21 protein-coding genes are annotated in these 25,564 nt (G+C 64.2%); 11 read left to right on the forward strand and 10 right to left on the reverse strand.

The features are described from left to right. Positions 1–156: 156 nt before the first annotated feature. Complete coding sequence (locus IFT76_RS04270; RefSeq protein WP_122479101.1) at positions 157–5,016, reverse strand: NAD-glutamate dehydrogenase; 4,860 nt, start codon at positions 5,014–5,016, stop codon at positions 157–159. Between the two features lie 268 nt (positions 5,017–5,284). Here IFT76_RS04270 and IFT76_RS04275 point away from each other — a divergent pair, with 268 nt between their 5' ends. From IFT76_RS04275 to IFT76_RS04305, 7 genes are all read left to right on the forward strand, one after another. Beyond that, positions 5,285–5,635, forward strand: coding sequence for a hypothetical protein (locus IFT76_RS04275; RefSeq protein WP_192057497.1), 351 nt, complete (start codon positions 5,285–5,287; stop codon positions 5,633–5,635). Between the two features lie 251 nt (positions 5,636–5,886). After that, entirely contained in the window at positions 5,887–6,846 is a 960-nt protein-coding gene (locus IFT76_RS04280; RefSeq protein WP_122479105.1) for an AAA family ATPase, read from the forward strand. 4 nt (positions 6,847–6,850) lie between these two features. Then, positions 6,851–7,795, forward strand: coding sequence for a DUF58 domain-containing protein (locus IFT76_RS04285; RefSeq protein ID WP_122479107.1), 945 nt, complete (start codon positions 6,851–6,853; stop codon positions 7,793–7,795). Beyond that, a complete protein-coding gene (locus IFT76_RS04290) occupies positions 7,792–8,289 on the forward strand; it encodes a DUF4381 domain-containing protein (RefSeq protein ID WP_122479108.1) in 498 nt (165 codons plus the stop codon). The genes IFT76_RS04285 and IFT76_RS04290 overlap by 4 nt, the downstream gene beginning before the upstream one ends. Next, complete coding sequence (locus IFT76_RS04295) at positions 8,282–9,358, forward strand: vWA domain-containing protein (RefSeq protein ID WP_122713125.1); 1,077 nt, start codon at positions 8,282–8,284, stop codon at positions 9,356–9,358. Before IFT76_RS04290 ends, IFT76_RS04295 begins: the two co-directional genes overlap by 8 nt. Next, positions 9,355–11,097, forward strand: coding sequence for a VWA domain-containing protein (locus IFT76_RS04300; protein WP_185793821.1), 1,743 nt, complete (start codon positions 9,355–9,357; stop codon positions 11,095–11,097). Before IFT76_RS04295 ends, IFT76_RS04300 begins: the two co-directional genes overlap by 4 nt. Continuing rightward, positions 11,094–12,728, forward strand: coding sequence for a BatD family protein (locus IFT76_RS04305; RefSeq protein ID WP_192057498.1), 1,635 nt, complete (start codon positions 11,094–11,096; stop codon positions 12,726–12,728). Before IFT76_RS04300 ends, IFT76_RS04305 begins: the two co-directional genes overlap by 4 nt. Before the next feature lie 252 nt (positions 12,729–12,980). On the opposite strand, the gene IFT76_RS04310 is transcribed toward IFT76_RS04305, so the two are convergent. The 7 genes from IFT76_RS04310 to IFT76_RS04340 all read right to left on the reverse strand — a co-directional run bounded on the left by IFT76_RS04310 (position 12,981) and on the right by IFT76_RS04340 (position 18,123). Then, the gene (locus tag IFT76_RS04310; RefSeq protein WP_192057499.1) at positions 12,981–14,024 is read right to left on the reverse strand and encodes an AI-2E family transporter; all 1,044 of its coding nucleotides are present in this window, start codon (positions 14,022–14,024) and stop codon (positions 12,981–12,983) included. 24 nt (positions 14,025–14,048) lie between these two features. Continuing rightward, positions 14,049–14,861 carry a DUF4892 domain-containing protein gene (locus tag IFT76_RS04315; RefSeq protein WP_192057500.1) on the reverse strand — a complete coding sequence of 271 codons (813 nt, stop codon included), beginning with the start codon at positions 14,859–14,861 and terminating at the stop codon, positions 14,049–14,051. A 112-nt stretch (positions 14,862–14,973) separates the two neighbouring features. Further along, a complete protein-coding gene (locus tag IFT76_RS04320; RefSeq protein WP_192057501.1) occupies positions 14,974–15,828 on the reverse strand; it encodes an alpha/beta hydrolase in 855 nt (284 codons plus the stop codon). Between the two features lie 3 nt (positions 15,829–15,831). Next, a complete protein-coding gene (locus tag IFT76_RS04325; RefSeq protein WP_122479121.1) occupies positions 15,832–16,275 on the reverse strand; it encodes a hotdog fold thioesterase in 444 nt (147 codons plus the stop codon). An 18-nt stretch (positions 16,276–16,293) separates the two neighbouring features. Next, positions 16,294–16,749, reverse strand: a complete 456-nt coding sequence (gene sixA, locus IFT76_RS04330) for a phosphohistidine phosphatase SixA (protein WP_192057502.1) — start codon at positions 16,747–16,749, stop codon at positions 16,294–16,296. After that, positions 16,746–17,087, reverse strand: coding sequence for a DUF4389 domain-containing protein (locus IFT76_RS04335; protein WP_122479125.1), 342 nt, complete (start codon positions 17,085–17,087; stop codon positions 16,746–16,748). The genes sixA and IFT76_RS04335 overlap by 4 nt, the downstream gene beginning before the upstream one ends. A gap of 10 nt (positions 17,088–17,097) precedes the next feature. Continuing rightward, on the reverse strand, positions 17,098–18,123 hold the full coding sequence (locus IFT76_RS04340) for an NAD(P)H-dependent glycerol-3-phosphate dehydrogenase (RefSeq protein ID WP_122479127.1): 1,026 nt from the start codon (positions 18,121–18,123) through the stop codon (positions 17,098–17,100). 192 nt (positions 18,124–18,315) lie between these two features. Here IFT76_RS04340 and IFT76_RS04345 point away from each other — a divergent pair, with 192 nt between their 5' ends. From IFT76_RS04345 to IFT76_RS04360, 4 genes are all read left to right on the forward strand, one after another. Further along, positions 18,316–20,220 (forward strand): ATP-binding protein, encoded by a 1,905-nt coding sequence (locus IFT76_RS04345; protein WP_192057503.1) that lies wholly within the window; start codon positions 18,316–18,318, stop codon positions 20,218–20,220. 271 nt (positions 20,221–20,491) lie between these two features. Beyond that, complete coding sequence (gene fabA, locus IFT76_RS04350) at positions 20,492–21,007, forward strand: 3-hydroxyacyl-[acyl-carrier-protein] dehydratase FabA (protein ID WP_122479130.1); 516 nt, start codon at positions 20,492–20,494, stop codon at positions 21,005–21,007. A gap of 11 nt (positions 21,008–21,018) precedes the next feature. Beyond that, the gene (gene fabB / locus IFT76_RS04355; RefSeq protein WP_122479131.1) at positions 21,019–22,239 is read left to right on the forward strand and encodes a beta-ketoacyl-ACP synthase I; all 1,221 of its coding nucleotides are present in this window, start codon (positions 21,019–21,021) and stop codon (positions 22,237–22,239) included. Positions 22,240–22,379: 140 nt separating this feature from the next. Beyond that, positions 22,380–22,787, forward strand: a complete 408-nt coding sequence (locus tag IFT76_RS04360) for an OsmC family protein (protein WP_122479132.1) — start codon at positions 22,380–22,382, stop codon at positions 22,785–22,787. Positions 22,788–22,854: 67 nt separating this feature from the next. Here IFT76_RS04360 and IFT76_RS04365 read toward each other — a convergent pair whose 3' ends face one another. Together IFT76_RS04365 and htpG are read right to left on the reverse strand one after the other, a co-directional pair. Continuing rightward, the gene (locus tag IFT76_RS04365; protein ID WP_122479133.1) at positions 22,855–23,583 is read right to left on the reverse strand and encodes a dienelactone hydrolase family protein; all 729 of its coding nucleotides are present in this window, start codon (positions 23,581–23,583) and stop codon (positions 22,855–22,857) included. 70 nt (positions 23,584–23,653) lie between these two features. Next, positions 23,654–25,558, reverse strand: a complete 1,905-nt coding sequence (htpG, locus tag IFT76_RS04370; protein ID WP_192053985.1) for a molecular chaperone HtpG — start codon at positions 25,556–25,558, stop codon at positions 23,654–23,656. Positions 25,559–25,564 lie beyond the last annotated feature (6 nt).

Consider the following 25,564-nt stretch of genomic DNA (forward strand, 5'->3'; position numbering starts at 1 on the left):
GCTGAAATGAGCTGAACGAAAAAACCCGTCGAATGACGGGTTTTTTTGTGGGCGGTGATCGGGTCGGTGATGGGCGCTGAGCGCTTCGCGGCCGATGACCGCGCCTACGGATAACCCGTAGGAGCGGTCATCGGCCGCGAAAAAGCCAACCTCGCCTCAGCTGACTTGCACGCCCCCACTCAATGCCAGGTCCATCAGTTCGCGATTCGCCACTGCGTACATGGCGTAGTCGGTACCCGTGGCGGCCTTGATCTCGTCGAGCATGGCACGCCAGCGCTTGACCATCACCTCGTGCTGTTCCAGCCACAGGTCCAGACGCTCTTCGACGTCACCCGGCGCATCCTGCATTTTCAGCACGGAAATGGTGATTGCACGCTGCTGCAGGTCGATGTCGTCGCGGAAGGCCTCGCGTGCCAGCGCCTGCCAGTTGTTCTCCACCGGCAGGCTGCTGATCTGCTGCAGGTACCAGGTCAGGTCCAGCTTGCTGCCCACGGCGAAGAACGCCTTGGCCACTTCGGCGGCATTCTGGCCGGTGACGTCCGACGCTTCGATGATCGGCAACAGCGTGTACAGGTGGCTGGTGCCGGCAACCATGCGCGCCAGCAGCTCCGGTACGCCAGACTCGACATAACCCTGGTAGCGGGTCTGCCAGCGCTCGCGGGTCGGACCCTCGAGCAGTTCGTCGAGCTTGAGCCCCAACGCTGCGATGTGCGGACCGAAATGCGCCACATCGCGACCGGCGTCCAGCTCGTTGCGGCGGCTGCGCAGGAACCAGCGGGTGGCCCGTCGACCCAGGCGCATCAGCTCGTCCATCAGAGCCAGCTGGACATCGGCGGATACCTGGTAGTCCAGCGCCTCGATCTGGCGGAACCAGTGCGGCAGGTGGAAGATGTCGCGCACGATGGCGTAGGCCCCGACCACGCTGGCCGGGGTCATGCCAGTGGACTCCTTCAAGCGCTGCACGAAGGTGATGCCCATGTTGTTGACCAGGTCGTTGGCGATCTGGGTGCTGACGATCTCGCGCTTGAGGCGATGGCTGCGCATGGCCTCGGCGTACTTGCTGACCAGCGACGGCGGGAAGGCCGTCTCCATGTCACGAGTCAGATAGACGTCGTCGGGTACTGCCGAAGCCAGCAGCGCTTCGTTGAGGTCGATCTTGCTGTAGGAGATAAGCACCGACAGCTCGGCTCGGGTCAGGCCCTGCTTGTTCGCGACGCGTTCGTTGAGCTGCTCCTCGGTCGGCAGGAATTCGATGGCACGGTCCAGCTTGCCACGCGCCTCCAGGTCGGCCATCAGGCGGCGGTACTCGGCCAGTCGCTCGTAGGCCTTGCGCGCCGCCAGGGACAGCGCCTGGGTCTGCTTGTAGTTGTTGCCCAGCACCAGATGGCCGACTTCCTCGGTCATGCTGCCCAGCAGCAGGTTGCGCTGCTTCTCGGTCATGTCCCCGGCCTGCACGGCTTCGTTGAGCAGGATCTTGATGTTGACTTCGTGGTCGGAGCAATCCACCCCGGCCGCGTTGTCGATGAAGTCGGTGTTGGTCGCGCCGCCGTTGAGGCCGAACTCGACACGGCCCAGCTGGGTCATGCCCAGATTGCCGCCCTCGCCCACCACTTTGCAGCGCAGTTCGTTGCCATTCACGCGCAGGGCGTCGTTGGCCTTGTCGCCGACATCGGCGTGGCTCTCGTCACTGGACTTGACGTAGGTACCGATACCGCCGTTCCACAGCAGGTCGACCGGTGCCTTGAGCAGCGCGTTGAGCAGCTCGGTCGGGGTCAGCTTGTCGGCCTTGATGTCAAAGCGCTCTTTCATCTGCGCGCTGATGGCAATGCTCTTGGCACTGCGCGAGAAGATGCCACCACCGGCGGACATGATCGAGGTGTCGTAGTCGCTCCACGCCGAGCGCGGCAGGTCATACAGGCGCTGACGCTCGGCGAAGCTGCTGGCCGGCTCGGGGTTGGGATCGATGAAGATGTGCAGGTGGTTGAATGCCGCCACCAGTTGCAGCTTGTCGGACATCAACAAGCCATTGCCGAACACGTCCCCGGCCATGTCGCCGATGCCGATGACGGTGATGCTGTCTTTCTGCACGTTGATGCCGCGTTCGCGGAAGTGGCGCTGCACGCCGACCCAGGCACCCTTGGCGGTGATGCCCATCTTCTTGTGGTCGTAGCCCGCCGAGCCGCCGGAGGCGAACGCATCGCCAAGCCAGAAGCCGTAGTCGATGGCAATGCCGTTGGCGATGTCGGAAAAGGTCGCGGTGCCCTTGTCCGCAGCCACCACCAGGTACGGGTCGTCATCGTCGTGACGCACGACATTGGCCGGCGGCACCACGCTGCCATCCTTGAGGTTGTCGGTGATGTCGAGCAGACCGGAGATGAAGATGCGGTAGCAGGCCACCGCCTCGTTCTGCACCTCGTCGCGGCTGCCGCCCAGTGGCAGTCGGCGCGGGACGAACCCGCCCTTGGCGCCCACCGGCACGATCACCGAGTTCTTCACGTGCTGCGCCTTGACCAGGCCCAACACCTCGGTGCGGAAGTCTTCCTCGCGATCCGACCAGCGCAGGCCGCCGCGGGCGACGTTGCCGAAGCGCAGGTGAACGCCTTCGACTCGCGGCGAGTAGACGAAAATCTCGAACTTGGGCACCGGCTTGGGCAGTTCGGGAATCAGCTTGGGGTTGAACTTGAAGCTGAAGTACGACTTGACCTGGCCGTTGGCATCGGGCTGGTAGAAGTTGGTACGCAGGGTGGCCTTGATCAGGTCCAGATAGCGACGCAGGATGCGGTCTTCGTTGAGCACCTGAACGTCGTCCAGGGCACTCAGGATGGCCTGTTCCAGGCGTTGCTGCTTGTCGTCCAGGTCATCGCCGGCCAGCTTGCGCGCCAGGTAGAAGCGGGTCTTGAACAGCCGCGTCAGTTCCCGGGCGATATCGGTGTGGTTGTTCAGGGTGCTGGCGATGTAGCCGAGGTCGAAGCCCAGGCGGATCTGCTTGAGATAGCGCGCATAGGCGCGCAGCAAGGCGACGTCGCGCCATGGCAGGCCTGCGGTGAGCACCAGGCGGTTGAACGCGTCGTTCTCGGCGTCGCCGCGCACGATGTGCACGAAGGCATCCTGCAGCGTGTCGTTGAGCTGCTGGATGTCCAGATTCAGGCCTTCGCTGTAGGTAAAGGCGAAGTCGTGGATCCAGTACTCGCGACCACTGCGATGACGCAGGCGGTAGGGGAATTCGCCCAGTACGCGCAGGCCCAGGTTCTCGAGGATCGGCAACACGTCGGACAGCGCCAGTGGCGTGTCGGCGTGGTACAGCTTGCAATGCAGCTGGCGTTCGCCGCCCTGCGCCAGTGGCTGGTAGAAACTCATGACCAGCGGGCGCGATTCGGACAGCGCCAGCAGGTGCTGCATGTCGACCACTGCCGAATGCGCGGCGAAGCGCTCGCGGAAACCGGCCGGGAAGCCTTTCGGGAAATCGGCCAGCACATTGGTGCCGGCGGCCTCGCCGAAGCTTTCGATGGTCAGGCTGGCGTAGTCGTCCTGCCACGAACGGCAGGCCTGGATCACTTCGTTTTCCAGTTGCTGCGGGTCGATGTCCAGACGGCTCTTGGGGTCCACGCGCAGGATCAACTGCACGCGGGCCAGCACGGATTCGGAGAAGAACGTCCAGAACTCGCAGTCGCTGGCCTTGAGGCGCTCCATTAGCACCTGCTGGATCTTCTGCCGTACTTCGGTGGAGTACACGTCGCGCGGCACGTAGGCCAGGCAGTAGCAGAAGCGCCCGTAGGGGTCCTTGCGCAGGAACACGCGGATCTTGTTGCGTTCCTGGATCTGCACGATCGACATGACGGTGCTGAACAGCTCGTCGATCGGGGTCTGGAACAGGTCGTCGCGCGGCAGCACCTCGACCACCTGGGCCAGTTCCTTGCCCAGGTGCGCCTTGGCATGGAAACCGGAGCGGCGTTCGATCTCGGCGACCTTGCGCCGGATGTAGGGGATTTCGCGCACGCTCTCGCCATACACCGACGAGGTGTACAGGCCCATGAAGCGGCATTCCTTGAGTACCTTGCCATCGCTGTCGATCTGGCGAATCGACACATAGTCGGGATACGCCGGGCGATGCACACGGCTGGGGTGCGCAGCCTTGGCGAAGGACAGCAGCATCGGCTCGTGCAGGTACTGCACGGCGTAGTCTTCGATATGCAGGTCTTCGCTGCTCAGGCCGGCACGCAGCAGCCGGGTCAGGCCCAGGAACGACTGCGGGTCGTAGCGCAGCTGGCCACCCTGAGCATCGGCGTCGACCACGAACTCTTCGTAGCCCAGGAAGGTGAAGTGGTTGTCGGTCAACCATTCGAGGAACGCCGTGATCTCGGCTTTTTCCTGCTCGTCGCTGGCGAACGCGGTCTGTTCCACCAACGTGATCATTTCGCGGACCTTGGCCTTCATCGGCTCGAAGTCCTGCACCGCCATCCGCACTTCGCCCAGCACCTGCTCCAACTCCCGGGCCAGCACGCTGAGCTCGGCGGCGTTGGCGCAACGGTCGATTTCCAGGTACATCAGCGATTCATGCAGGACGTCTTCGCCCTGGGCACCCTTGGCCAGCACTTCGAGCAGCTCGCCCTGGCTGCCGCGACGCACGCTGAGCACGGTGGTCTGCAGGGTGTGGATGCTGTAGCCGCGCCGGTTGAGCTCGGTGCGCACCGAGTCCACCAGGAACGGCAGGTCGTGATGCAGCACTTCGACGGCGGTGTGGGTGGACTGCCAGCCGTGACGTTCGTAATCGGGGTTGTAGACGCGCACCTCTGGCTTGGCATGATCGAAGCGCTGCAACAGGCGCCAGGCCGACAGGGTGCAACCGGCCAGGTCGCTGAGGCGCCGCTGGGTGAGCTCGTCCAACGAGATGATGCCGAAGAACTGATCGGCGAACAGCGCCACTTGTGGCAGTGCCTGTTCGCTGATGTGCTGAGCCAGGGCCGATTGCAGTTGATGCTGGAAGTCGGCTTTGCTGGCTGCGGTGAAGAACGCCATCTGTGGTACTCCGCTTGGGCTTTGTTATTGGGTGAAGCGTCGCAAGTCACCCCGGTTCGGATCAACCATAGCCAATCCGGCGCTGCGGGGCGACATTTCAAGAGGTCCAACGACCTAGCTTACCCAGAGCCCGGCATGCACTCTTGCGGTGCGGCGACATATTCGGTCATGCAGGAGTTGTCGTACGAGACCGCTGGTACGGGCGTTCCAGCCGATCGGACAGTAGTCGGGTATAATCATGGCATATTCATATGACAGGTTCCCCCGTATGCGCATCACCGCCACTCTGCTGCTGGCCAACCCCCGTGACGAGGAAGAAGACGACATGGCGCTGCTGTGCTGCCACGGCAGCGCAGACGAAATGTTTCTGATGACGCGCTTTCCGGACGAAGAAGAGCTGGAGATCACCCTCGGCGACAACCCTTACCTGCTGCGCGACCTCAAGGTCACGTTGAGCGCCGACCGCTTGCTGGTGGCCGTGGCAGCCGGGGATGCCGCGGTGTTCGGTGGGGATGACCTATTGGAGATCGTGCATGCCAGCGACGCGGCAGAGCTGGCGCAGATCGAAGAGACGTTGAGGATTCTGCTGGAGGGCGTGGGTACGCTGGAAATCGGCTGACCTCGCTCTCCGCAGCTCTGTATATCTGTATACGTGTAGGAGCGGCCAGTGGCCGCGAAATGGCCGGCCGACCCAACCGATCTCTCTGGCCGTGCAAGCTTCTTCGCGGCCACTGGCCGCTCCTACGGGATCCAGAGGTGCCCGATCGAACACACCGATTTCTCTGCCACCCGCCAATGCATTAAAGTAGTGACCCCCGGCCAAGACGCCCTCACCTGCGTACTCGGTCCCTTTTTCAGGAACCGTCGACGATGGAACATCGTGAAGCGCTGATGGCGCTGCGAACCTTTCTTTCAACGCAGATCCTTGGCCAGGAGAAACTGGTCGAGCGTCTGCTGATCGTGCTGCTGGCGGACGGTCACATGCTGGTCGAGGGCGCGCCGGGGCTGGCCAAGACCAAAGCCATCAAGGAACTGGCCGAAGGCGTCGAGGCTCAGTTCCACCGTATCCAGTTCACCCCGGACCTGCTGCCGGCCGACATCACCGGCACCGAGATCTATCGACCCGAGACCGGCAGCTTCGTGTTCCAGCAGGGGCCGATCTTCCACAACCTGGTGCTGGCCGACGAGATCAACCGTGCGCCGGCCAAGGTGCAGTCGGCCCTGCTCGAGGCCATGGCCGAACGTCAGGTCAGTGTCGGTCGCAGTACCTACGACCTGTCGCCGTTGTTTCTGGTGATGGCAACGCAGAACCCGATCGAGCAGGAAGGCACCTACCCGCTGCCCGAGGCACAGCTCGATCGGTTCCTGATGCACGTCAAGATCGGCTTCCCGGATGCAGCCGTGGAACGGCGCATCCTGCAGCAGGCTCGCGGTGAGGCGCTCAATGGCGAAACCAAGCCCGAGCGGCGTGTCAGCCAGCAGGCCATCTTTGCCGCACGCAAGGAGATCCTCGGGCTGTACATGGCCGATGCGGTGGAGGAATACCTGGTGCAACTGGTCATGGCGACGCGCACCCCGAGCAAGTTCGACGCCGAGCTCGGCGAATGGCTGGCCTATGGCGCCAGCCCGCGGGGCTCCATTTCCCTGGATCGCTGCGCACGCGCCCATGCCTGGCTGGCGGGGCGCGATTTCGTCAGCCCGGAAGACATCCAGGCGGTGCTGTTCGATGTGCTGCGTCATCGCATCATCCTGTCGTTCGAGGCGGAAGCCGCCGGGGTCGATCAGGACCGCGTGATCCAGCGCATCCTCGACGTCGTGGCCGTCGCCTAGCCCCATGACCCAGGAGCCGCGGCCAGAGCCTGGCATTCGCATCAGCCTGGCCGAGCTGATCGAAATGCGCCATCGGGTGCGCGAAGTGCAGCTGTTCTCCACCCCGGCACAGCGCAGCCCGTTGATCGGCCTGCACCACTCCAAACTGCGCGGCCGCGGCGTGGACTTCGACCAGGTGCGCGTGTATCAGGCAGGTGACGATGTGCGCAGCATCGACTGGCGGGTCACGGCGCGCACCCAGGAACCGCACACCAAGCTGTTCCACGAAGAGCGCGAGCGGCCCATCTTCATTCTCGTCGAGCAGAGCCGGCGGTTGTTCTTCGGTTCGGGCCAGATGTTCAAGTCGGTGCTCGCTGCCCAGGCTGCGGCGTTGATCGGCTGGGCCGCGCTGGGGCACAACGATCGAGTCGGCGGGCTGGTATTCGGCGACGGCGAGCACTACGAGATCAAGCCCCGACGCAGCAAGCAAAGCCTGCTGCAGTTGCTCAACCGCCTGGTGCGGGTGAACCAGTCGCTGCACACCGAAGCGCTGCCGGAAAAGGACGCGCTGGGCATGGCCCTGCGTCGGGCGCGCGAAGTGTTGCGCCCCGGCAGCCTGGCCATCGTCATCTGTGATGAGCGCGCGCTGACCGATGGCGCCGAGCAGCAGCTCAGCCTGCTGTCGCGCCACTGCGACCTGCTGTTGCTGCCGGTTTCCGACCCGCTCGATCATGCGCTGCCGGCCGCCGGGCTGTTGCGTTTCGCCCAGCGCGGCAGGCAGATGGAAATCGATACACTGAACCCGGAGATGCGCCTGGCCTACCGCGCGTTGAGCGAGGCGCGCATCGCCCGATGGGAACGTCTGGGGCAAAAACTGCGTGTACTGTTGATGCCCCTGAGCACGCAGAGCGAGATGATCGAGCAGCTGCGCGAGTACCTCAACCCGCAGCGGCCGGGCAAACTCAAATGAGTACCCTGGAGCAGTTGCAGCCGTTGATCGCGCCGCCGCCTATCGGCCTGTGGCCACCGGCGCCTGGCTGGTGGCTGCTGGTCGTGCTGCTGCCGACCTTGGGCTGGGCTGCCTGGCACTGGCGTCACCGCTGGCGGCGCAAGGCCGTGATGCCGGCCACCGTCGAGCAACCCCTGGATCCGGTGCGCCAAGGCGCGCTGGAAGAGCTGGCGCGCTTGCCCAGACCCTACGATGGCGCCCCTGCCGGAGCCTGGCTGCAGCAGATCAACGGCCTGCTCAAGCGCCTGTGCCGCAACCACTACCCGAACGCCAACAGCCATGTGCTCAATGGCCGCCAGTGGCTGGCCTTCCTCGACAACCGCTGCCCGGCTGCCGGTCTGACGCGCTGGATGGTACTGGTCGAGGGGGTCTACAAGCCTGAGTGCAAGCTGGACGACAAGGCCATCGCCGGCCTGCAGCAGTCGGTCGAAACCTGGATACGCAAGCATGTTTGAGTTCGCCTGGCTGTGGGTCTTCGCCCTGCTGCCGCTGCCGTGGCTGCTGCGCGTGCTGCTGCCGGCCGCCGATAGCGGCGAGGCGGCGCTCAAGGTCAGCTTCCTCGATGAACTCGAGGGGCTGGCCGGGCGCCGGGCACGCATCAGCCTGCCGACCTGGCAGCAACAGGCGCCGTACGTGCTGCTGTGGCTGCTGCTGCTGATCGCGGCGGCGCGTCCGCAGTGGCTGGGCGACCCCCTGCCCATCGCTGCCAGCGGGCGCGACCTGCTGGTGGCCGTGGATGTGTCCGGATCCATGGACTACCCCGACATGCGTTGGCAGAACGAAGACATCAGTCGGCTGGAGCTGGTGCAGCGCCTGCTCGGTGACTTTCTCGAACATCGCCAGGGCGACCGGGTCGGGCTGATCCTGTTCGGCAGCAAGGCCTACGTGCAGGCACCGCTGACCTTCGATCGACGCACCGTGCGTACCTGGCTCGACGAAGCACGCATCGGCATTGCCGGGAAGAATACCGCCATCGGCGATGCCATCGGCCTGGCGCTCAAACGTCTGCGCCTGCGCCCGGCGCAAAGCCGGGTGCTCATTCTGGTCACCGATGGCGCCAACAACGGTGGTCAGATCCATCCCATCACTGCCGCGCGCCTGGCGGCCCAGGAGCATGTGCGCATCCATACCATCGGCATCGGTGCCGACCCCAGTGCCGATGGCGCGCTAAGCATGCTCGGCCTCAATCCCAGCCTGGACCTGGACGAGCCCTCGTTGCGCGAGATCGCGCAGATCACCGGCGGCCAGTACTTCCGTGCTCGCGACGGCGACCAGCTGCAAGCCATCGGCGCCAGCCTCGACACCCTCGAACCGGTCGACCAGAAGCCCACCCAGGCGCGACCGGCGCAAGCGCTGTATAGCTGGCCGCTGAGCGCGGCATTGCTGCTCAGTGTGTTGCTGGTCGTGCGCCAGAACTGGCCGAACAACCCGCTGCAGCTGTTCCTGCGCAAGCGTCGCTTTCTGCCGACAGCTCCGCAGTGGCGCGAGCGCCTGCAGCGGCTGCAATTGCGGAGGCGCAAATGATCGACGCATGGCCGCATTGGTTCCGCCCCTGGTGGCTGCTGGCCTGGCCAGCTTTGGTCTGGCTGCTGTGGCAATTGTGGCACCGGCAGAAACGCGCGGGGCGCTGGCAATTGCTGCTGCCCCGCCACTTTCACGGAGTCCTGCTGGACGGTGGCAGCGGTCGGCAGAGCAAGGCGCCCTGGATAGTACTGGGCCTGGCCTGGCTGTTGACCGCGGTGGCCCTGCTCGGACCCAGCTGGCAGCGTATCGAACAGCCGGGCAGGACCGTCGTCGACCCGTTGGTGGTGGTGCTCGCCCTGAGCCCGGAGATGCTGGCCACCGATGTCGCACCCAATCGCCTGGAGCAGGCGCGGCGCAAGCTGCTGGACCTGCTCGACGCACGCCGCGATGCGCAGACGGCCATTATCGTCTACGCCGGCAGCGCGCACGTGCTGGTGCCGCTGTCCGACGACCTGGGAACCAGTCGCAACCTGCTGGAGGCGATCAAGCCCTCGATCATGCCAGTCGAAGGCCAGCGCGCCGACCTCGGCGTGCAGCGCGCACTGGAACTGCTCGACCAGGCCGAACAGGGTCAGGGCCGCATCCTGCTGCTGGCATCGCAGCTGTCCGAAGCGGAACGTCGCGGGATTTCCCAGCGGCTGGACAATCACTCGCCACAGTTGTTGATCCTGGGTATCGGCACCCGTGACGGGGCGCCAGTGAAGCAGGAAGACGGTGAGTTTCTCAAGGACGAGCAAGGCGCGATTCGCTTGCCGCGCCTGGACAGTGTCGGCCTGCGCAGCTTCGCTGCCGATGTCGGCGGCCTGTACCGACAAGCGCGTCTGGATGATCTGGACCTGCGCAACCTTGGCTTGCTCGATCGCCCCACGCTGTTGCGCGGCAACGGCACGACGCAGCAGTTGGACAGCTGGGCCGATCAAGGTCATTGGCTGTTGCTGCCTCTGCTGTTGCTGGCGGCGCTGGCTGGCCGCCGCGGCTGGCTGTTCTGTTTGCCGTTATGCCTGCTGATCGTGCCGCAGCCAGGTTATGCCTTCGATGTTCAGGACCTTTGGCTGCGCCGCGATCAGCAAGGCCAGGCCCTGCTCGAACAGCAGCGTCCGGCCCAGGCCGCGCGGCGCTTCGCCGATGCGCAGTGGCAAGGCATGGCGCTGTACGAAGCGGGCGACTACGAAGCGGCCGCCGAGCGGTTCGCCCAGGGCGACAGCGCCCGCGACCACTACAACCGCGGCAACGCCCTGGCGCGCAGCGGCGAACTGGAAGCTGCCCTCGATGCCTATGAGCAGGCGCTGGAGCGCCAGCCGGACCTGCAGCCGGCACTGGACAACCGCACGCTGGTGGAACAGCTTCTGCGCCAGGCCCCGGCCGAAGCTCCCGCCGCTTCCGCAGAACGGCCCGCCCAGCCCCGCGCACCAGGTGCCACGGCGCCGGACGCCGAGGATCCGAACGCGTCCGCGGCGGCCGACGCTTCCCCAGGCAACAACGACGCGCAGAGCAGCCGGGAAAACCCCTCGGGTCAGGCGGGGGGAGAACAGAATCAGGCACAATCCTCGGCACCGGCGCAGCCACCGAGCGACGAATCCACGACCCGGCCACCGTCACGACCAACCCAGGCCACCCTGGATGCCGAACAGCGTCAAGCCCTGGAGCAGTGGCTGCGACAGATCCCGGACGACCCGGCCGAGCTGTTGCGGCGCAAATTCTGGTACGAACAGCAACAACATCAGGACAAGATTCGATGAGTCGCTTCAGCGCCCTCTGCATCAGTGCAACCCTGGCCGTGCTTGGCCAATGCGCGCATGCCGCCACGTTGGTGGCCAGCGTCGATCGCTCGCGTCTCAATTCGGGGGAAACGGTCGAGCTGACCCTGGAAACCAACGACGTCACGCAGTTCGGCAAGCCCGACCTGACGCCACTCGAAGGCTCGTTCGATGTGCGCGACACGCGCCAGGTCAATCGCCTGACCAGCCTGGACGGCGACCGCCAGGCCACCACCCGCTGGATTATCACCCTGCTCCCGCGACAGACCGGCAGCGTTACCATCGCTGCGCTGCAACTGGGCGAACTGCGCAGCCAGCCGATCGTCCTGCAGGTGCTGCACAGCGACCCGCCGTTGCGCGCGAACATGGCCCCGGTGTTCATCGACGCCAGCTTGGATGAAGACAGTGTCTATGTGCAGGCCCAGGCAGTATTGACCTTGCGCATCTATCACTCGGTGCCCCTGTACGACGACAGCAGCCTCACGCCTCTGCAACTGGCCGAGGCGCGCATCGAGCCGCTGGGCGGATCACGCACCTTCGAGAAGATCATCGACGGCGTCCGCCACGGGGTCATCGAGATGCGTTATGCAATCTATCCGCAACGCAGTGGCGAATTGATTATTCCCGCCCTGGCATTCACCGCCACCACCGTCGAGCCACCCGCAGCTGGCGACAGCGCCAACAGCACGCCGCGGCCCGGCAAGCTGATGAAGGTGACGTCCGCGCAGATGGCCCTGACGGTCAAGGGCGTCCCAGCGGCCTACCCCGCCGACACGCCGTGGTTGCCGGCACGCAGCCTGAGCCTGAGTGAAAGCTGGAACCCCGACCCGCCGAGCAGCCAGGTTGGTGATTCTCTGACTCGCACACTGGAGGTAAAGGCCGAGGGGCTGTCCAGTGCGCAACTGCCGGCGTTGCCCGGTACCGAAGTGGAAGGCTTGCGACGCTACCCGGATCAGCCCCAGTTGAACAACCAGATCGGTGAACGAGGTTTGATCGGCAGCCGCCAGGAACGCGAGGCGCTGGTGCCGGCGCGCAGTGGCACCCTGCAGTTGCCGAGCGTCGAGATGGTCTGGTGGAACACCCATGAGGACCATCTGGAGCGTACCGGTCTGCCGGCGCGCAGTCTGGAGGTTGCCGGCAACGCCGGGCTGATGGTCGATGCGCCGGTCGGTAACCGTGATGCCGAGCCGGACGTGGCCTGGCCGTGGAAGCTGGTCAGCGTCATGCTGGCGTTCACCACGATGATCGGCTTCGCCCTGTGGTGGCGGGCCCGTGGGCAGCCGGCGGTCCTGCGCGCGGCCCAAAGCGGACCAAGCCCGCGCACTTTGCTCGATGACCTCAAGCGCGCCTGCCAGGCCAACGACCCCCAGGCCACCCGCCAGGCTTTGGATGCCTGGGCCCGGCAGCAGCCGGAGACGCTGGCCGACATGACGGCGCGCTTCGTGCCTTTGTCCGACGCTCTGGATGGGCTCAATGGCGCGCTCTACAGCGAAAGCGGCCAATACTGGCAAGGCGAAGAGCTGTGGCGCGCCATCGGCAGCCTCCTGCGCACCGACCCGCCCCTCGAGCCCTCCGCGGAAAACGCCGGGTTACCGCCGCTGTACCCCAAGTAATCCCCGCCATGCGCTCGTCACCTTGTGGGAAGCCTATGAACTGCAGGCACCTTGTGGGAGCGGGCTCTGCCCGCGAATGCAGCGGCATGGTCTGCCTGACACACCGCGCCGCTCTTTTCGCGGCCACGAGCCGCTCCTACAAGGGTTGCGAAATCCGCGTAGGAGCGGTCATCGGCCGCGAAAGGGCCAACCCTGCTTATCTGACACACCGCGCCGCTCTTTTCGCGGCCACGGGCCGCTCCTGCAAAGCGTCTAGAGTGGCTTGTGTTCGGTATGGGTCCAGTCGTGCAGCAGGCTGTAGGCCACTGCCAGCAGGGTCGGACCTATGAACAGGCCGATGAAGCCGAAAGCCAGCAGCCCGCCGAACACTCCCAGCAGCACGATCACCAACGGCAAGTTGCCGCCGCGGCTGATCAGGTAGGGCTTGAGCACGTTGTCCACGCCACTGATGACGAAGGTGCCCCAGATACCGAGGAATATCGCGTAGCCATAGTCGCCCTGCCACACCAGCCAGGCGGTGGCCGGAATCCACGCCAGCGGCGGCCCCATGGGAATCAGGCTGAGCAGGAAGGTGACGATGCCGAGGACCAATGCCCCAGGCACGCCGGCGATCAGGAAGCCGATCAATGCCAGGATCGCCTGGGCGGCGGCGGTACCGATGACCCCGTTGACCACCCGCTGCACCGTACCCGCCACCAGATCGATGTAGTACCCGGCACGCTCTCCGATCAGACGTTCCAGCAGCCGGAGCACGAAGGCTGCCATGCGCGGCCCGTCGCGATAGAAGAAGAACACGAAGACCAGGCTCAGCGTGAGTTCGAGGATCCCGCCGCCGATCTGCGCGCTGCGCGCCAGCAGGAAATTGCCGACTTGCCCCAGGTACGGCCTTACGCTGGCCAGGAACGCCGCGCCCTGCTCGTCGAGGGTGTCCCAGATACCGACCAGGCTCGTACCGACCAGAGGAATGCCGGCCAGCCAGCCAGGCGCATCGGGCAGCCCGTCGACCTGCACGTCGCGAATGAACGCCGTCGCATCGCGCACGTGATCGGCCAGGTTGAAGCCCAACCAGACCAGCGGCAAGACCACCAGCAGCATCCAGCAGCCGGTGAGAATACCGGCTGCCAGCGACTCGCGGCCATTGAGCCAGCGGGTCAGCAGCCGCATCAGCGGCCAACTGGCGTAGGCCAGGATCGCACCCCACAGCAGGGCTGAACAAAACGGCGCCAGTACCCATAGGCAGGCGCCAAGCAGTGCCAGCAAGACAATCTGTACCAGCAGGCGATCGTTACTCGGCATCAATGCTCCAAAGGCGACGCAGGCTCAACGAATGATTTCCAGATGCAGCCCCTTGACGCTTTCGGTACCGGTTTCCAAGCGAGCCGCGCGCACACCCTTGGCGACCAGCGCATCGCGCCATGCAGCGGCCGCAGCGTTCGATACACCGGATACGCTCACCCGAATCGAGCTGTCGAGTTGCAGGCTGCGGGCCAGCAAGGCCACCCAGGTGTCATCGGGCGTTTCGCCCATGGCCGGGTAATCGAGATCGCCGGTGCTGCGCAATTCGTGCAGCACCGTGGCCGGGGTGGGCAACAACTCGCCCAGTGGCGCATCGGCAACGAAGTTTTCGACGTGCAGATAGGCGCGACGGTTGCCACGGGTAATGGCATAGATGGCTGTGAGGGTGTTGTCGTCCGGAGCGGCCTGGCGCAGCAGCACGAACGCCTGCTGATCGTCGGCCCCCGACAGCCGCGCGCCGTCGAAGACATCGTTGACCCACAGGCTGCTTTCACCGCAGTCGCGCGCCTGACACCAGTACAGCGTGTGCGCGCCCCCCTGCTGCAGCGCCTCGCGGGCATCGTTGAAGGCTTGTCGCGCGGTCTGGGTTTCGGGAAGTTCATACGTGCTGGCGCTGACCTGGCCTCTGGCGTTGACCTGGCCGTCCATGCGCAGCTTGCCGCTGATCTTGCGCAGCGACCCCAGCGGATAGATGCGCTCCTTGTCGACCGCAGGACGTTGGTCGACGACCTTGGCGTCCGGCGGCGCGGGCAGCTCGGCGGCCATGGCCGAGGTGCTCAGGACGGCGCTGCCCAGCAGAGCGGCGAGTACCGGTAGCAGCCGCTTCGAGGCATTCATGAGGGCAGCACGGCGTGGTGGCCCGCAGGGCTGTAAACGAGCGTAGCAGCGAGTTCCATCAAGGTCTTCTCCTGTTTCAACCTGACAAGCCTCGGCAGTTGCCTGCTGCAAGTCAAGGTATCGCAAAAAAGCGATTGAAACAGTCTGCGACAAGCCTGGCCCCGGTGTCGTCATTCAGGTGCAGGTGATGGCCTCCGGGCAGCGCCTGCAGGGGGAGCCCCAATCGGGCCAGCAGCGCAGTATTTTTCACCAGCAGGCCCTGCTCGGCGAGGATCAACAGGCTCGGGCAACGAATCGCCTGCACGTACGCCAGTGCCTGTTCTTCGCTCAAGCGCACCGGCGATGGCAGCGTCAGACGGCTGTCGCTACGCCAGTTGAATCCACCTGCCACCCTTTCAAGCCCTCGCGACGCCAATAATTCGGCAGCCTCGTGGCTGACGGCGATACGACCCTGCATGCGCGCAAGCACGGCCCGATTGATGTCGGCATACACTGATTTGCGCTTATGACCCAACGCCTGCTGCGCATGCAGGGCTTCGCCCAGGCGCTGTGGCCCCTCCTCGGCAGCGCCCAGCGGCGGTACCACGCCGTCAATCAGCGCCAGGCGCTCTATTCGCTCGGGCAAGGCACTCGCCAGCAAGGTGGCGACGATCCCGCCCAGCGAGTGCCCCAGCAGGGAAAAGCGCTGCCATCCCAGCTGGTCGGCCGCCTGCAGCACATCGTGGGCGTAATCCCACAGGGCATAACCGGCGCCGACCGGACGATGCCCGGAGTGTCCATGCCCGGCCAGGTCGAGGGCGACGATGCGCAGCCCGGCCAGCCTCGGCGCCAGGCGGGCAAAGCTGTTGGCGTTGTCCAGCCAGCCGTGCAGCGCCAGCACCGGCCTGCCGTCTTCGGGTCCGTAGACCTGGGCGGCCAGCTCGATATGAGGCAGCGACAGGCGGATTTCGCGGACCGGCGCAGTCATGACTCAGCGGGCCGGCGGGTTCTGCCCCAGCGGCACCACGGCCACTGTCAGGCGCGAAATGCAGCTGGCTTTGCCGTCGTCGCCCTGCAGGCGAATGTCCCAGACGTGAGTGCTGCGGCCAATGTGCACCGCACGGGCCACGCCCGTCACTCGGCCGCTGCGCAACCCGCGCAGATGGTTGGCGTTCACCTCAAGGCCCACACAGTAGAAACGCTCGGTGTCGATGCACAGAAAACTGGCCATGGAGCCCAGGCTTTCTGCCAGCACCACCGAGGCGCCACCGTGCAGCAGACCGAACGGCTGGTGGGTCCGGGCATCAACGGCCATGCTGGCAGTCAGGGAGTGCGCATCGAAGCTTTCGAAGCGGATATCCAGCAACTCGCCGATGGTATTTTTCTGCGCCGCATTCAAGCGTTCGAGATCCGGTTCGGTGCGCCACAGGCTCATGGGAGGATTCCTGACAGGTTAGGGATGGTGAACGGCGTACAGGGACATCAGCCCGGCCAGGGGCCAGTCGCCGTGCAGCTCGGCCAGGCTGGCGGTCTGCATGGGTTCCGGCTCGCGCAAGTTGCCGTGGACGAGCAGGCTCAGCAGATTGCCCACCAGCGGCTGGTGGCTGACCAGCAGCACGTTCTCCAGACCCAGCGCCTGCAAGTGCCCGGCCACCTCCAGCGGATCGCTTTCAGGCGTCAGCCACGGCACGGTCTGCACCGCCGGGGCGCCGTGCAGCACGCCGTGGACCAGAGCGGCGGTCTGCTGCGCGCGTACATACGGGCTGGCGAGAATGGCATCCAGAGGTTGATCGTGCAGGCGCGCCGCGCTGGCCAGCACCTGTCGTTCGCCCACCGAGGTCAAGGCCCGCTCGGCATCGCTGCGGGCATGGCTGACGGCTTCGCCGTGGCGCAGTACCCAGAGCTTCATGGCTTGGGCTCGTCGGCCACGGGACGAGCCGCGCCTGCGTCATAGGCTGCTTCGCCGTCGGCAGGACGCGCCTGTGGCCAATCGGAAAACGGCCAGGGTTTCTGCTCGGTGTGAAAGCTGCCGAAGCGACCGATCTGGGCCAGGTAGCGGCTCAGGCTGTCGCCGAAGGCCATCATGGCAGCGTTCGGCGCGCCCTGGACCAGGCGATGGATGAGTTGCACCAGCACCAGCGCGCCGAGCAGGAACTGGGCAACCTGCCAGACCAGCACGAACACCAGCATCCAGAGCACGCGCAAAAGGATGGCCTCGCGGCCCGGGTCGTTGAAAGGACGGTTCATGACGTGTTCCTCAGTTGAAGCCACTGGTGGAAATGAAATCGACATCGGTCTTGGGTTCGGCCCGCATCAGCAGCTCGATCACCTGGTTCAGCGTACGCCCTTCGAACAGGATTGCGTGCAAGCCCGCCACCAGCGGCATGTACACCTGAAGCTCCTGAGCCTTGGCCTTGAGCACCTTGAGCGTGTTGACCCCTTCGGCCACCTCGCCCAGGCGCGACACGGCGTCCTCCAGGCTCAGGCCTTCGCCCAGGGCAAACCCTACCTGATAGTTGCGGCTCTTGGGCGACGAGCAGGTCACGATCAGGTCGCCCACACCGGCCAGACCGAGAAAGGTCATGGGGTTGGCGCCCTGGCTGACGGCAAAACGCGTCATCTCGGCCAGGGCACGGGTAATCAGCATGCTTTTGGTGTTCTCGCCCATGCCCAATGCCACGGCCATGCCGGCGATGATCGCATAGACGTTCTTCAGCGCGCCGCCCAACTCGACGCCGAAGCGGTCGCTGCTGGCATAGACGCGGAACGTACGCCCATGCAGCACGGCCTGAACGCGCTCGCAGAGGGCTTCGTCGGCGCTCGCCACCACCGTGGCGGTCAGGGCATGTTCGGCGATCTCGCGAGCCAGGTTGGGGCCGGACAACACGCCGATACGCGCGTCTGGCGCAACCTCTTCGAGAATCTCGCTCATCAGCTTGAAGGTCTGCGCCTCGATGCCCTTGGTCAGGCTGACCAGCATCTTGCCGCTCAGCTGATCGGCATGCTGGGCCAGCACGCTGCGCAAGGCGCTCGAGGGCAGCGCGACGAAGATCAGCGCACTGCCGGCGATGGTCGCGGGCAGGTCGGTGACCGGGATCACCCCCGGCAGGATCTTGATGCCTTTGAGGTAGCGCGGATTTTCCCGGTTCAGGCGAATCGACTCGGCCTGCTCCGGGTCGCGCATCCACTGACGGACCGAATGGCCGTTCTCGGCCAGCAGGTTGGCCACGGCGGTGCCGAAACTACCTCCTCCCAGCACGGCTATCGGCTGCTCTTGAGTCATATCCCATCCATTTGGTCGAGTTGAGGGCGATGAGGGGCATTATACGGAGCCACCTCGACACGACCAGTCCCGGCCTGCGCCCCGGTAACAATACGACTGGAATTGTCGCTCTGACCGGTTAACATGCCTGACTGTTCAACTCGATTCAGGCCCTGTCGTGTCCGCCACTTTCCCATTGCCCTGCGCCCCGACATGAAGTTGCGCCTGAACCGCGACATTCATACACGCACCCAGATCATCAGCGTCGGGCCGGCCCTGCTGTTGACCCTGCTACTGATCGGTTTCTTCACCTTCGTGCGTTTGCAGGACCTGCGCCAGGAACTCAATCACACCGGCCAGTTGATCGCCAACCAACTCGCCCCCGCCGCGGAATACGGCGTGGTCACCGACAATGCCGCGGTACTCGAAGGGCTGCTCGGCGCAACCCTGGCTACCCCTCACGTACGTTTCCTGGAGATTCAGGACCAGACCGACCGGCGCCTGGCCTATGTCGAACAGCGAGTCAGAAACGAGCACCGGTCGGCCCATGTCGAAGTGTTCCAGGCACCGATCCAGATCCGTGGGGCCTTCCTGGAAGACCATCAGGCTCAGGTGCAGCAGCACATGGGCAGTGCCAGCAGCGGCGATTACCTGGGCCGGGTGATCGTCGGCATGTCCGACGACGCCTTCAGCGAGCGCCAGCAGGAAATCGTCCTCAAGGCCGGCGTGCTGGCTTTGTTTGCACTGTTGTTCACCTATCTGCTGGCCCGGCGGCTGGCGCGCAGCCTGGCCCAGCCCATCAGTGAAATGAGCCGCGTAGTCAAGGCCATAGGCCAGGGCGAGTTCGACCGGCCGCTGCCCATCGTCGACGACAGCGAGCTGGGGCATCTGGCCGGGCATATCAACAACCTTGCCAGCGCCCTGGCCAAGGCCAGCCACGAACAGCATCAGGCCATGCAGCAACTGATCCAGACCCGCGAGGAGGCCGAGCGCGCCAACAGCGCCAAGTCGGATTTCCTGGCGATGATGAGCCACGAGCTGCGCACCCCCATGAATGGCGTGCTGGGCATGCTGCAGCTGCTCGAAACCACCGTGCTGAGCCATGAACAGCGCGATTACGCTCAGGTGGCCACCGAGTCCACCGAACACCTGCTCAAGGTCATCAACGACATTCTGGATTTTTCCCGCATCGAGCGGGCGGCGATGGAGCTGGAGCACATCGGTTTCGGCCTGCACGAGCTGATCACCAGTTGCGTGCAGGCCTTCCAGCACACCGCCAGGCAACGCAAGCTGGCGCTGGAATTGACGCTGGCCGAGGGCATCGAGGGGTTGCAGGTCGAGGGCGATCCGACGCGCATCCGGCAGATCCTGGTCAATCTGATCGGCAATGCGCTGAAATTCACCGATGAGGGCGGTGTGGACATCGGTGTGCGCTGGCAGGTCCTGGATCATCAATTGATCTGGCTGACCTGCACCGTGCGCGATACTGGCATCGGCATCGGCGAAGATCGACTGGAAAGCATGTTCGACGCGTTCGCCCAGGCCGACAGTTCGATTTCGCGCCGTTACGGCGGCACCGGCCTGGGGCTGCCGATCGCGCGTACGCTGGCCGAACGCATGGGGGGCACGCTGCGTGCGCAAAGCAAGGAAAGGCACGGCTCGCTGTTCACCCTGGAAATGCCGCTGGCGCTGAGCCAGCAGAGCCTGGCCCGCCCGGCAGCGGTGCCCAACCTGTCCGGCAACGACGACGGCGTCGGCCACAGTGTCTTGCTGGTGGAAGACAACGCGGTCAACCAGACCGTGATCGAAGCCATGCTGCGCAGCCTGGGCTACGCCGTCGATGTCGTCAGCGACGGCGCAGCAGCGGTCAGCCAGGTGCGTGCGCACCTCTATTCGGCGGTGCTGATGGACTGTCGCCTGCCGGTCCTCGACGGCTACGAGGCGTCGCGGCAGATTCGCCAGATTGCTGGCCGCGCAGAGCTGCCGATCATCGCCCTGACCGCCAACGCGCTGCTGGGCGACCGCGCCACCTGCCTGGATGCCGGAATGAACGATTACCTGGCGAAACCGTTCAAACGGGCAGATCTGCAACAGGTTCTGCTGCGCTGGACGAGCTGAACCAGCGCCGTGGAAGGGATGCCGGATGTCCTCGTGACAGCGCCCGTTGCTGGCAAGAAATGCTAAAGTGCGGCAGTCTTGTACATCCATTCGGACAAAGCCTGCTGTCTGGCATTATAATTTCAGTGAACAAGTGTACTTCCGTATCGCTTGCGCTGTGACTTTCACTACAACGCAATAGTCTATGTGTAGGCTGCCGACCCAGGCGTTGATTCTTCTGGTCGGTCGGGAAGATCTGCCCCCTGCCACCAGGGACTATTGAGGAGCTCGCATGACCAAACAAAACGCCTTTACTCGGGAAGATCTGCTGCGCTGCAGTCGTGGCGAGCTGTTCGGCCCAGGTAACGCGCAACTGCCCGCCCCGAATATGCTGATGGTGGACCGCATCACCCATATCAGCGCCGAAGGTGGCAAGTACGGCAAGGGTGAATTGGTCGCCGAGCTGGATATCAATCCGGACCTGTGGTTCTTCGCTTGCCACTTCGAGGGCGATCCGGTGATGCCGGGCTGCCTCGGCCTGGATGCCATGTGGCAGCTGGTGGGTTTCTTCCTCGGCTGGCAGGACCTGCCGGGCCGTGGCCGTGCGCTGGGTTCGGGTGAAGTGAAGTTCTTCGGCCAGGTGCTGCCGACGGCCAAGAAGGTCACGTACAACATTCATATCAAGCGCGTGCTCAAGGGCAAGCTGAACATGGCCATCGCCGATGGCTCGGTCAGCGTCGACGGCCGCGAGATCTACACCGCCGACGGCCTTCGGGTCGGCGTCTTTACATCCACCGAAAATTTCTAAGGGTTATCCGCATGCGCCGCGTTGTTATCACTGGTCTGGGCATCGTTTCGTGCCTGGGCAATGACAAAGACACCGTCTCCGCAAACCTGCGTGCAAGCCGCCCTGGCATCCGCTTCAACCCGGAATATGCCGAAATGGGTCTGCGTAGCCAGGTTTCCGGTTCCATCGACCTCAACCTGGAAGAGCTGATCGACCGCAAGGTGTACCGCTTCGTCGGCCATGCCGCCGCCTACGCGTACCTTGCAATGCAGGATGCCATCAAGGATTCCGGCCTCACCGACGAGCAGGTTTCCAACCCGCGTACCGGCCTGATCGCCGGTTCGGGCGGCGCCTCTACCTTGAACCAGATGGAAGCGCTGGACATCCTGCGCGAGAAAGGCGTCAAGCGCGTCGGTCCGTACCGGGTCACCCGAACCATGAGCAGCACCGTCTCGGCCTGCCTGGCCACCCCTTTCAAGATCAAGGGCCTGAACTACTCCATCGCCTCGGCGTGTGCCACCAGCGCGCACTGCATCGGTACGGCCATGGAGCAGATCCAGATGGGCAAGCAGGACGTGGTGTTCGCCGGCGGCGGCGAAGAGGAACACTGGAGCCAGTCGTTCCTGTTCGACGCCATGGGTGCCCTTTCCAGCAAGCGCAACGACACGCCTGAAAAAGCGTCGCGTGCCTACGACAGCGACCGCGATGGCTTCGTCATCGCCGGCGGCGGCGGCATGGTAGTGGTCGAGGAGCTGGAACACGCTCTGGCCCGTGGTGCCCACATCTATGCCGAGATCGTTGGCTACGGTGCCACCTCGGATGGCTACGACATGGTCGCGCCAAGCGGCGAAGGCGCCATCCGTTGCATGCAGCAGGCGCTGTCCACCGTCGATACCCCGATCGACTACCTGAACACTCACGGCACCTCCACACCGGTGGGCGACGTGGCCGAGATGAAGGGTGTGCGGGAAGTCTTCGCCGGCAAGTATCCGGCCATCAGCTCGACCAAGAGCCTGTCCGGGCACTCGCTGGGCGCCGCTGGCGTGCACGAAGCCATCTACTGCATGCTGATGATGGAAGGCAACTTCATTGCCGGGTCAGCCAATATCGACGAACTGGACCCTGCCGTGGCCGATCTGCCAGTGCAGACCGTCACCCAGGAAAACGTCGAAATCAATACCGTGATGAGCAACAGCTTCGGCTTCGGCGGTACCAATGCCACGCTGGTACTCAAGCGTTGGCAGGGTCAGTAAGGCTAGCAGCCCTACTGAAGGACGGCGCCTGCGGGCGCCGTTTTTTTTGCCTGAAATCGGTCGATTGACTGCGGTTGAACCCCCCGGATGGCGCAACCCTCTATACAGTGTGACTCGAGCACACCAACGAAGGGATTTCCATGGCTATCACCGTGACTACCGAACCTGGCGACGGATTTCGCCACAGCATCGACATCGATGGCCGCCACTCTTTTCACACCGACTTGCCGGAAGCCCTGGGTGGGGCAGGTTCGGCGCCCTCTCCCCATGACTATTTCGACGCCGCACTGGGTGCCTGCAAGGCCCTGACCCTGAAGCTCTATGCCCAGCGCAAGAACATCCCGCTCACGGGTGTGAATGTGGAGGTCAAACGTGATGCGAGCGAGGAGCCCACCGGCAAATACCGCCTGCAGGTCAAGCTCACCTTGCTCGGCAACCTGACGGAAGCGCAGCGTCATGACCTGGACCGAGTGGCCGACCACTGCCCGGTGCACAAGCTGATGACCAGTGCAGTGATCGATATCGAGACGTACCTGGCCGAGGCTTAGCAGCCAGACACCTGGGTGGCGGTTCGCCCCCCTTCGCGGCCACGTACCGCCCCCATGGGCCTGCGAATCAGGCCTGAAACACTTCCTCGAGCAGGTTGTGCATGGCCTGAAAGGCGCGAGCCGAGACCTTGGCATCGTACATCTGCACACCCGGGTTGTTGGCCTCGGTGTCGGTGAACGAATGGTAGGCTCCGCCGTAGCTGGTCAACTGCCAATCCACACCCGCCGAGTTCATCTCGGAGCGGAAGGCCGGCAGCTGTTCGGCAGGCACCAGGGGATCGGCGTCGCCGTGCAGCACCAGGACCGAACCCTTGATGTCATGGGCATCGGCCGGGTTGGGCGTGTCGAGCGTGCCATGGAACGAGACGGTTGCCTTGAGCGCCGCGCCGGTACGTGCCAGCTCCAGCGCACAGCACCCGCCGAAGCAGAAACCGAAGGCCGCCGATTGCGCCGGATCGACAGCGGCATGCGTCTGCTCGTGCAGTTGCTGCAGCGCAACCTGCATGCGCTTGCGCAGCAAGGCACGGTCGTTCTTCAGCGGCATCATGGCAGCCGCCGCTTCATCGTTGTTGCCCGGGTGCACGCCCTGACCATACAAGTCGACCAGCAACACCACATAGCCCTTGGCGGCCACCGACTGGGCAATGCGTTCGGCACCTTCGCTGACGCCCATCCAGTTCGGCGCCATCACCAGGCCCGGACGTGGCGACACGATATCGGTGTCGTAAACCAGGCGGCTTTCGTACGCCTGCCCGTCGATTTGGTAGACAACGGATTGAACGGTCAATGTGCTCACGCTTGCATCTCCAAAAGGTCATGACTGAAAACGAAAAAGCCCGCCGAAGCGGGCTTTTTACCTGGACTGTTTAAACGGACAACTCGACCAGCAGCTTGTTCAGGCGTCGAACGTAACCGGCAGGATCTTTGAGGCTGTCACCGGCCGCCAGGGCCGCCTGATCGAACAGGATATGGGAGAAGTCGGCGAAACGATCTTCGCTCTGCTCCACATCCAGCTTGGCGATCAGCGGGTGGTTGGGGTTGAATTCGAAGATCGGCTTGGAGTCCGGCACCTTCTGCCCACTGGCTTCGAGGATCTGGCGCATCTGCATGCCCAGGTCCTGCTCGCCGATGGCCAGGATCGCCGGCGAATCGGTGAGGCGATGGGAAACCCGCACTTCACTGACCGAATCGCCCAGCGCCGCTTTGAGGCGCTCGACCAGGCCTTCCTTGTCCTTGGCGATTTCTTCCTGGGCTTTCTTGTCTTCCTCGGAATCCAGCTTGCCCAGGTCGAGGTCGCCACGGGCAACGTCGACGAAGCCCTTGCCGTCGAATTCGGTCAGGTAGCTCATCAGCCACTCGTCGATACGATCGGTCAACAGCAGCACTTCGATGCCTTTCTTGCGGAAGACTTCCAGGTGCGGGCTGTTCTTGACTTGTGCGTAGGACTCGCCGGACAGGTAGTAGACCTTGTCCTGACCTTCCTTGACCCGTGCCAGGTAGTCAGCCAGGCCAACGCTCTGCTCGCCGCTGTCGTCGCTGGTGGAAGCGAAGCGCAGCAGGCCGGCGATCTTTTCCTTGTTGGCGAAATCTTCCGCAGGACCTTCCTTGAGGACCTGGCCGAAGTTCTTCCAGAAGCCCTTGTACTGCTCGGGTTCGTTCTTGGCCAACTTCTCGAGCATGTCGAGCACACGCTTGGTCAGCGCCGTCTTCATCGAGTCGATGATCGGGTCTTTCTGCAGGATCTCGCGCGAAACGTTCAAGGACAGGTCGTTGGAGTCGACCACACCCTTGATGAAGCGCAGATACAGCGGCAGGAAGGATTCGGCCTGGTCCATGACGAACACGCGCTGCACGTACAGCTTGAGGCCACGCGGTGCTTCGCGCTGGTACAGATCGAACGGCGCGCGCGCAGGTACGTACAGCAGCGAGGTGTATTCCAGCTTGCCTTCGACCTTGTTGTGGCTCCAGCTCAGCGGGTTTTCGTAGTCGTGACCGACGTGCTTGTAGAACTCCTGGTATTCCTCGTCCTTGATGTCGGTACGCGGACGGGTCCACAGGGCGCTGGCGCGGTTGACGGTTTCCCACTCCTGCGCCGGTGCCTCGTCGCCTTCGGCGGGCGAGCTTTCCTGGGGCAGCTCGATCGGCAGGGCGATGTGGTCGGAGTACTTCTTGATGATGTTGCGCAGACGGTAGCCATCGGCGAATTCATCTTCGGCGCTTTTCAGGTGCAGAACGATGCGCGTGCCGCGTTCGGCCTTCTCGACGTTGGCAACCTCGAAGTCGCCCTCGCCCTTGGAGGACCAATGCACGCCTTCGCTGGCAGGGCTGCCGGCGCGGCGGCTGTACACGTCAACCTGGTCGGCGACGATGAAGGCCGAATAGAAGCCCACGCCGAACTGACCGATCAGGTGCGAGTCCTTCTTCTGGTCGCCGGTGAGGTTCTTCATGAAGTCCGCAGTGCCGGACTTGGCGATGGTGCCCAGGTGGGTCACTACATCGTCACGGTTCATGCCGATACCGTTGTCTTCCAGGGTGACGGTCTTGGCGTCCTTGTCGAAGCTGATGCGAATTTTCAGCTCGCCGCCACCTTCGAGCAGCTCAGGCTTGGCCAGCGCTTCGAAACGCAGCTTGTCGACAGCGTCGGAGGCGTTCGAGATCAATTCGCGAAGGAAGATTTCCTTGTTGGAATACAGCGAATGGATCATGAGGTGCAGCAGTTGCTTCACCTCGGTCTGGAAGCCCAGGGTTTCCTTTTGAGTTTCCACACTCATGGTCAT

The organism is Pseudomonas sp. CFBP 13727, from assembly GCF_014841915.1.
In the GTDB taxonomy this organism is placed as follows: Bacteria; Pseudomonadota; Gammaproteobacteria; order Pseudomonadales; family Pseudomonadaceae; genus Aquipseudomonas; species Aquipseudomonas baltica.

Coding starts and splice junctions, on each gene's coding strand:
- IFT76_RS04270 (WP_122479101.1), bottom strand. CDS start 5,016: ATGGCGTTCTTCACCGCAGCCAGCAAAGCCGACTTCCAGCATCAACTG.
- IFT76_RS04275 (WP_192057497.1), top strand. CDS start 5,285: ATGCGCATCACCGCCACTCTGCTGCTGGCCAACCCCCGTGACGAGGAA.
- IFT76_RS04280 (WP_122479105.1), top strand. CDS start 5,887: ATGGAACATCGTGAAGCGCTGATGGCGCTGCGAACCTTTCTTTCAACG.
- IFT76_RS04285 (WP_122479107.1), top strand. CDS start 6,851: ATGACCCAGGAGCCGCGGCCAGAGCCTGGCATTCGCATCAGCCTGGCC.
- IFT76_RS04290 (WP_122479108.1), top strand. CDS start 7,792: ATGAGTACCCTGGAGCAGTTGCAGCCGTTGATCGCGCCGCCGCCTATC.
- IFT76_RS04295 (WP_122713125.1), top strand. CDS start 8,282: ATGTTTGAGTTCGCCTGGCTGTGGGTCTTCGCCCTGCTGCCGCTGCCG.
- IFT76_RS04300 (WP_185793821.1), top strand. CDS start 9,355: ATGATCGACGCATGGCCGCATTGGTTCCGCCCCTGGTGGCTGCTGGCC.
- IFT76_RS04305 (WP_192057498.1), top strand. CDS start 11,094: ATGAGTCGCTTCAGCGCCCTCTGCATCAGTGCAACCCTGGCCGTGCTT.
- IFT76_RS04310 (WP_192057499.1), bottom strand. CDS start 14,024: ATGCCGAGTAACGATCGCCTGCTGGTACAGATTGTCTTGCTGGCACTG.
- IFT76_RS04315 (WP_192057500.1), bottom strand. CDS start 14,861: ATGAATGCCTCGAAGCGGCTGCTACCGGTACTCGCCGCTCTGCTGGGC.
- IFT76_RS04320 (WP_192057501.1), bottom strand. CDS start 15,828: ATGACTGCGCCGGTCCGCGAAATCCGCCTGTCGCTGCCTCATATCGAG.
- IFT76_RS04325 (WP_122479121.1), bottom strand. CDS start 16,275: ATGAGCCTGTGGCGCACCGAACCGGATCTCGAACGCTTGAATGCGGCG.
- sixA (WP_192057502.1), bottom strand. CDS start 16,749: ATGAAGCTCTGGGTACTGCGCCACGGCGAAGCCGTCAGCCATGCCCGC.
- IFT76_RS04335 (WP_122479125.1), bottom strand. CDS start 17,087: ATGAACCGTCCTTTCAACGACCCGGGCCGCGAGGCCATCCTTTTGCGC.
- IFT76_RS04340 (WP_122479127.1), bottom strand. CDS start 18,123: ATGACTCAAGAGCAGCCGATAGCCGTGCTGGGAGGAGGTAGTTTCGGC.
- IFT76_RS04345 (WP_192057503.1), top strand. CDS start 18,316: ATGAAGTTGCGCCTGAACCGCGACATTCATACACGCACCCAGATCATC.
- fabA (WP_122479130.1), top strand. CDS start 20,492: ATGACCAAACAAAACGCCTTTACTCGGGAAGATCTGCTGCGCTGCAGT.
- fabB (WP_122479131.1), top strand. CDS start 21,019: ATGCGCCGCGTTGTTATCACTGGTCTGGGCATCGTTTCGTGCCTGGGC.
- IFT76_RS04360 (WP_122479132.1), top strand. CDS start 22,380: ATGGCTATCACCGTGACTACCGAACCTGGCGACGGATTTCGCCACAGC.
- htpG (WP_192053985.1), bottom strand. CDS start 25,558: ATGAGTGTGGAAACTCAAAAGGAAACCCTGGGCTTCCAGACCGAGGTG.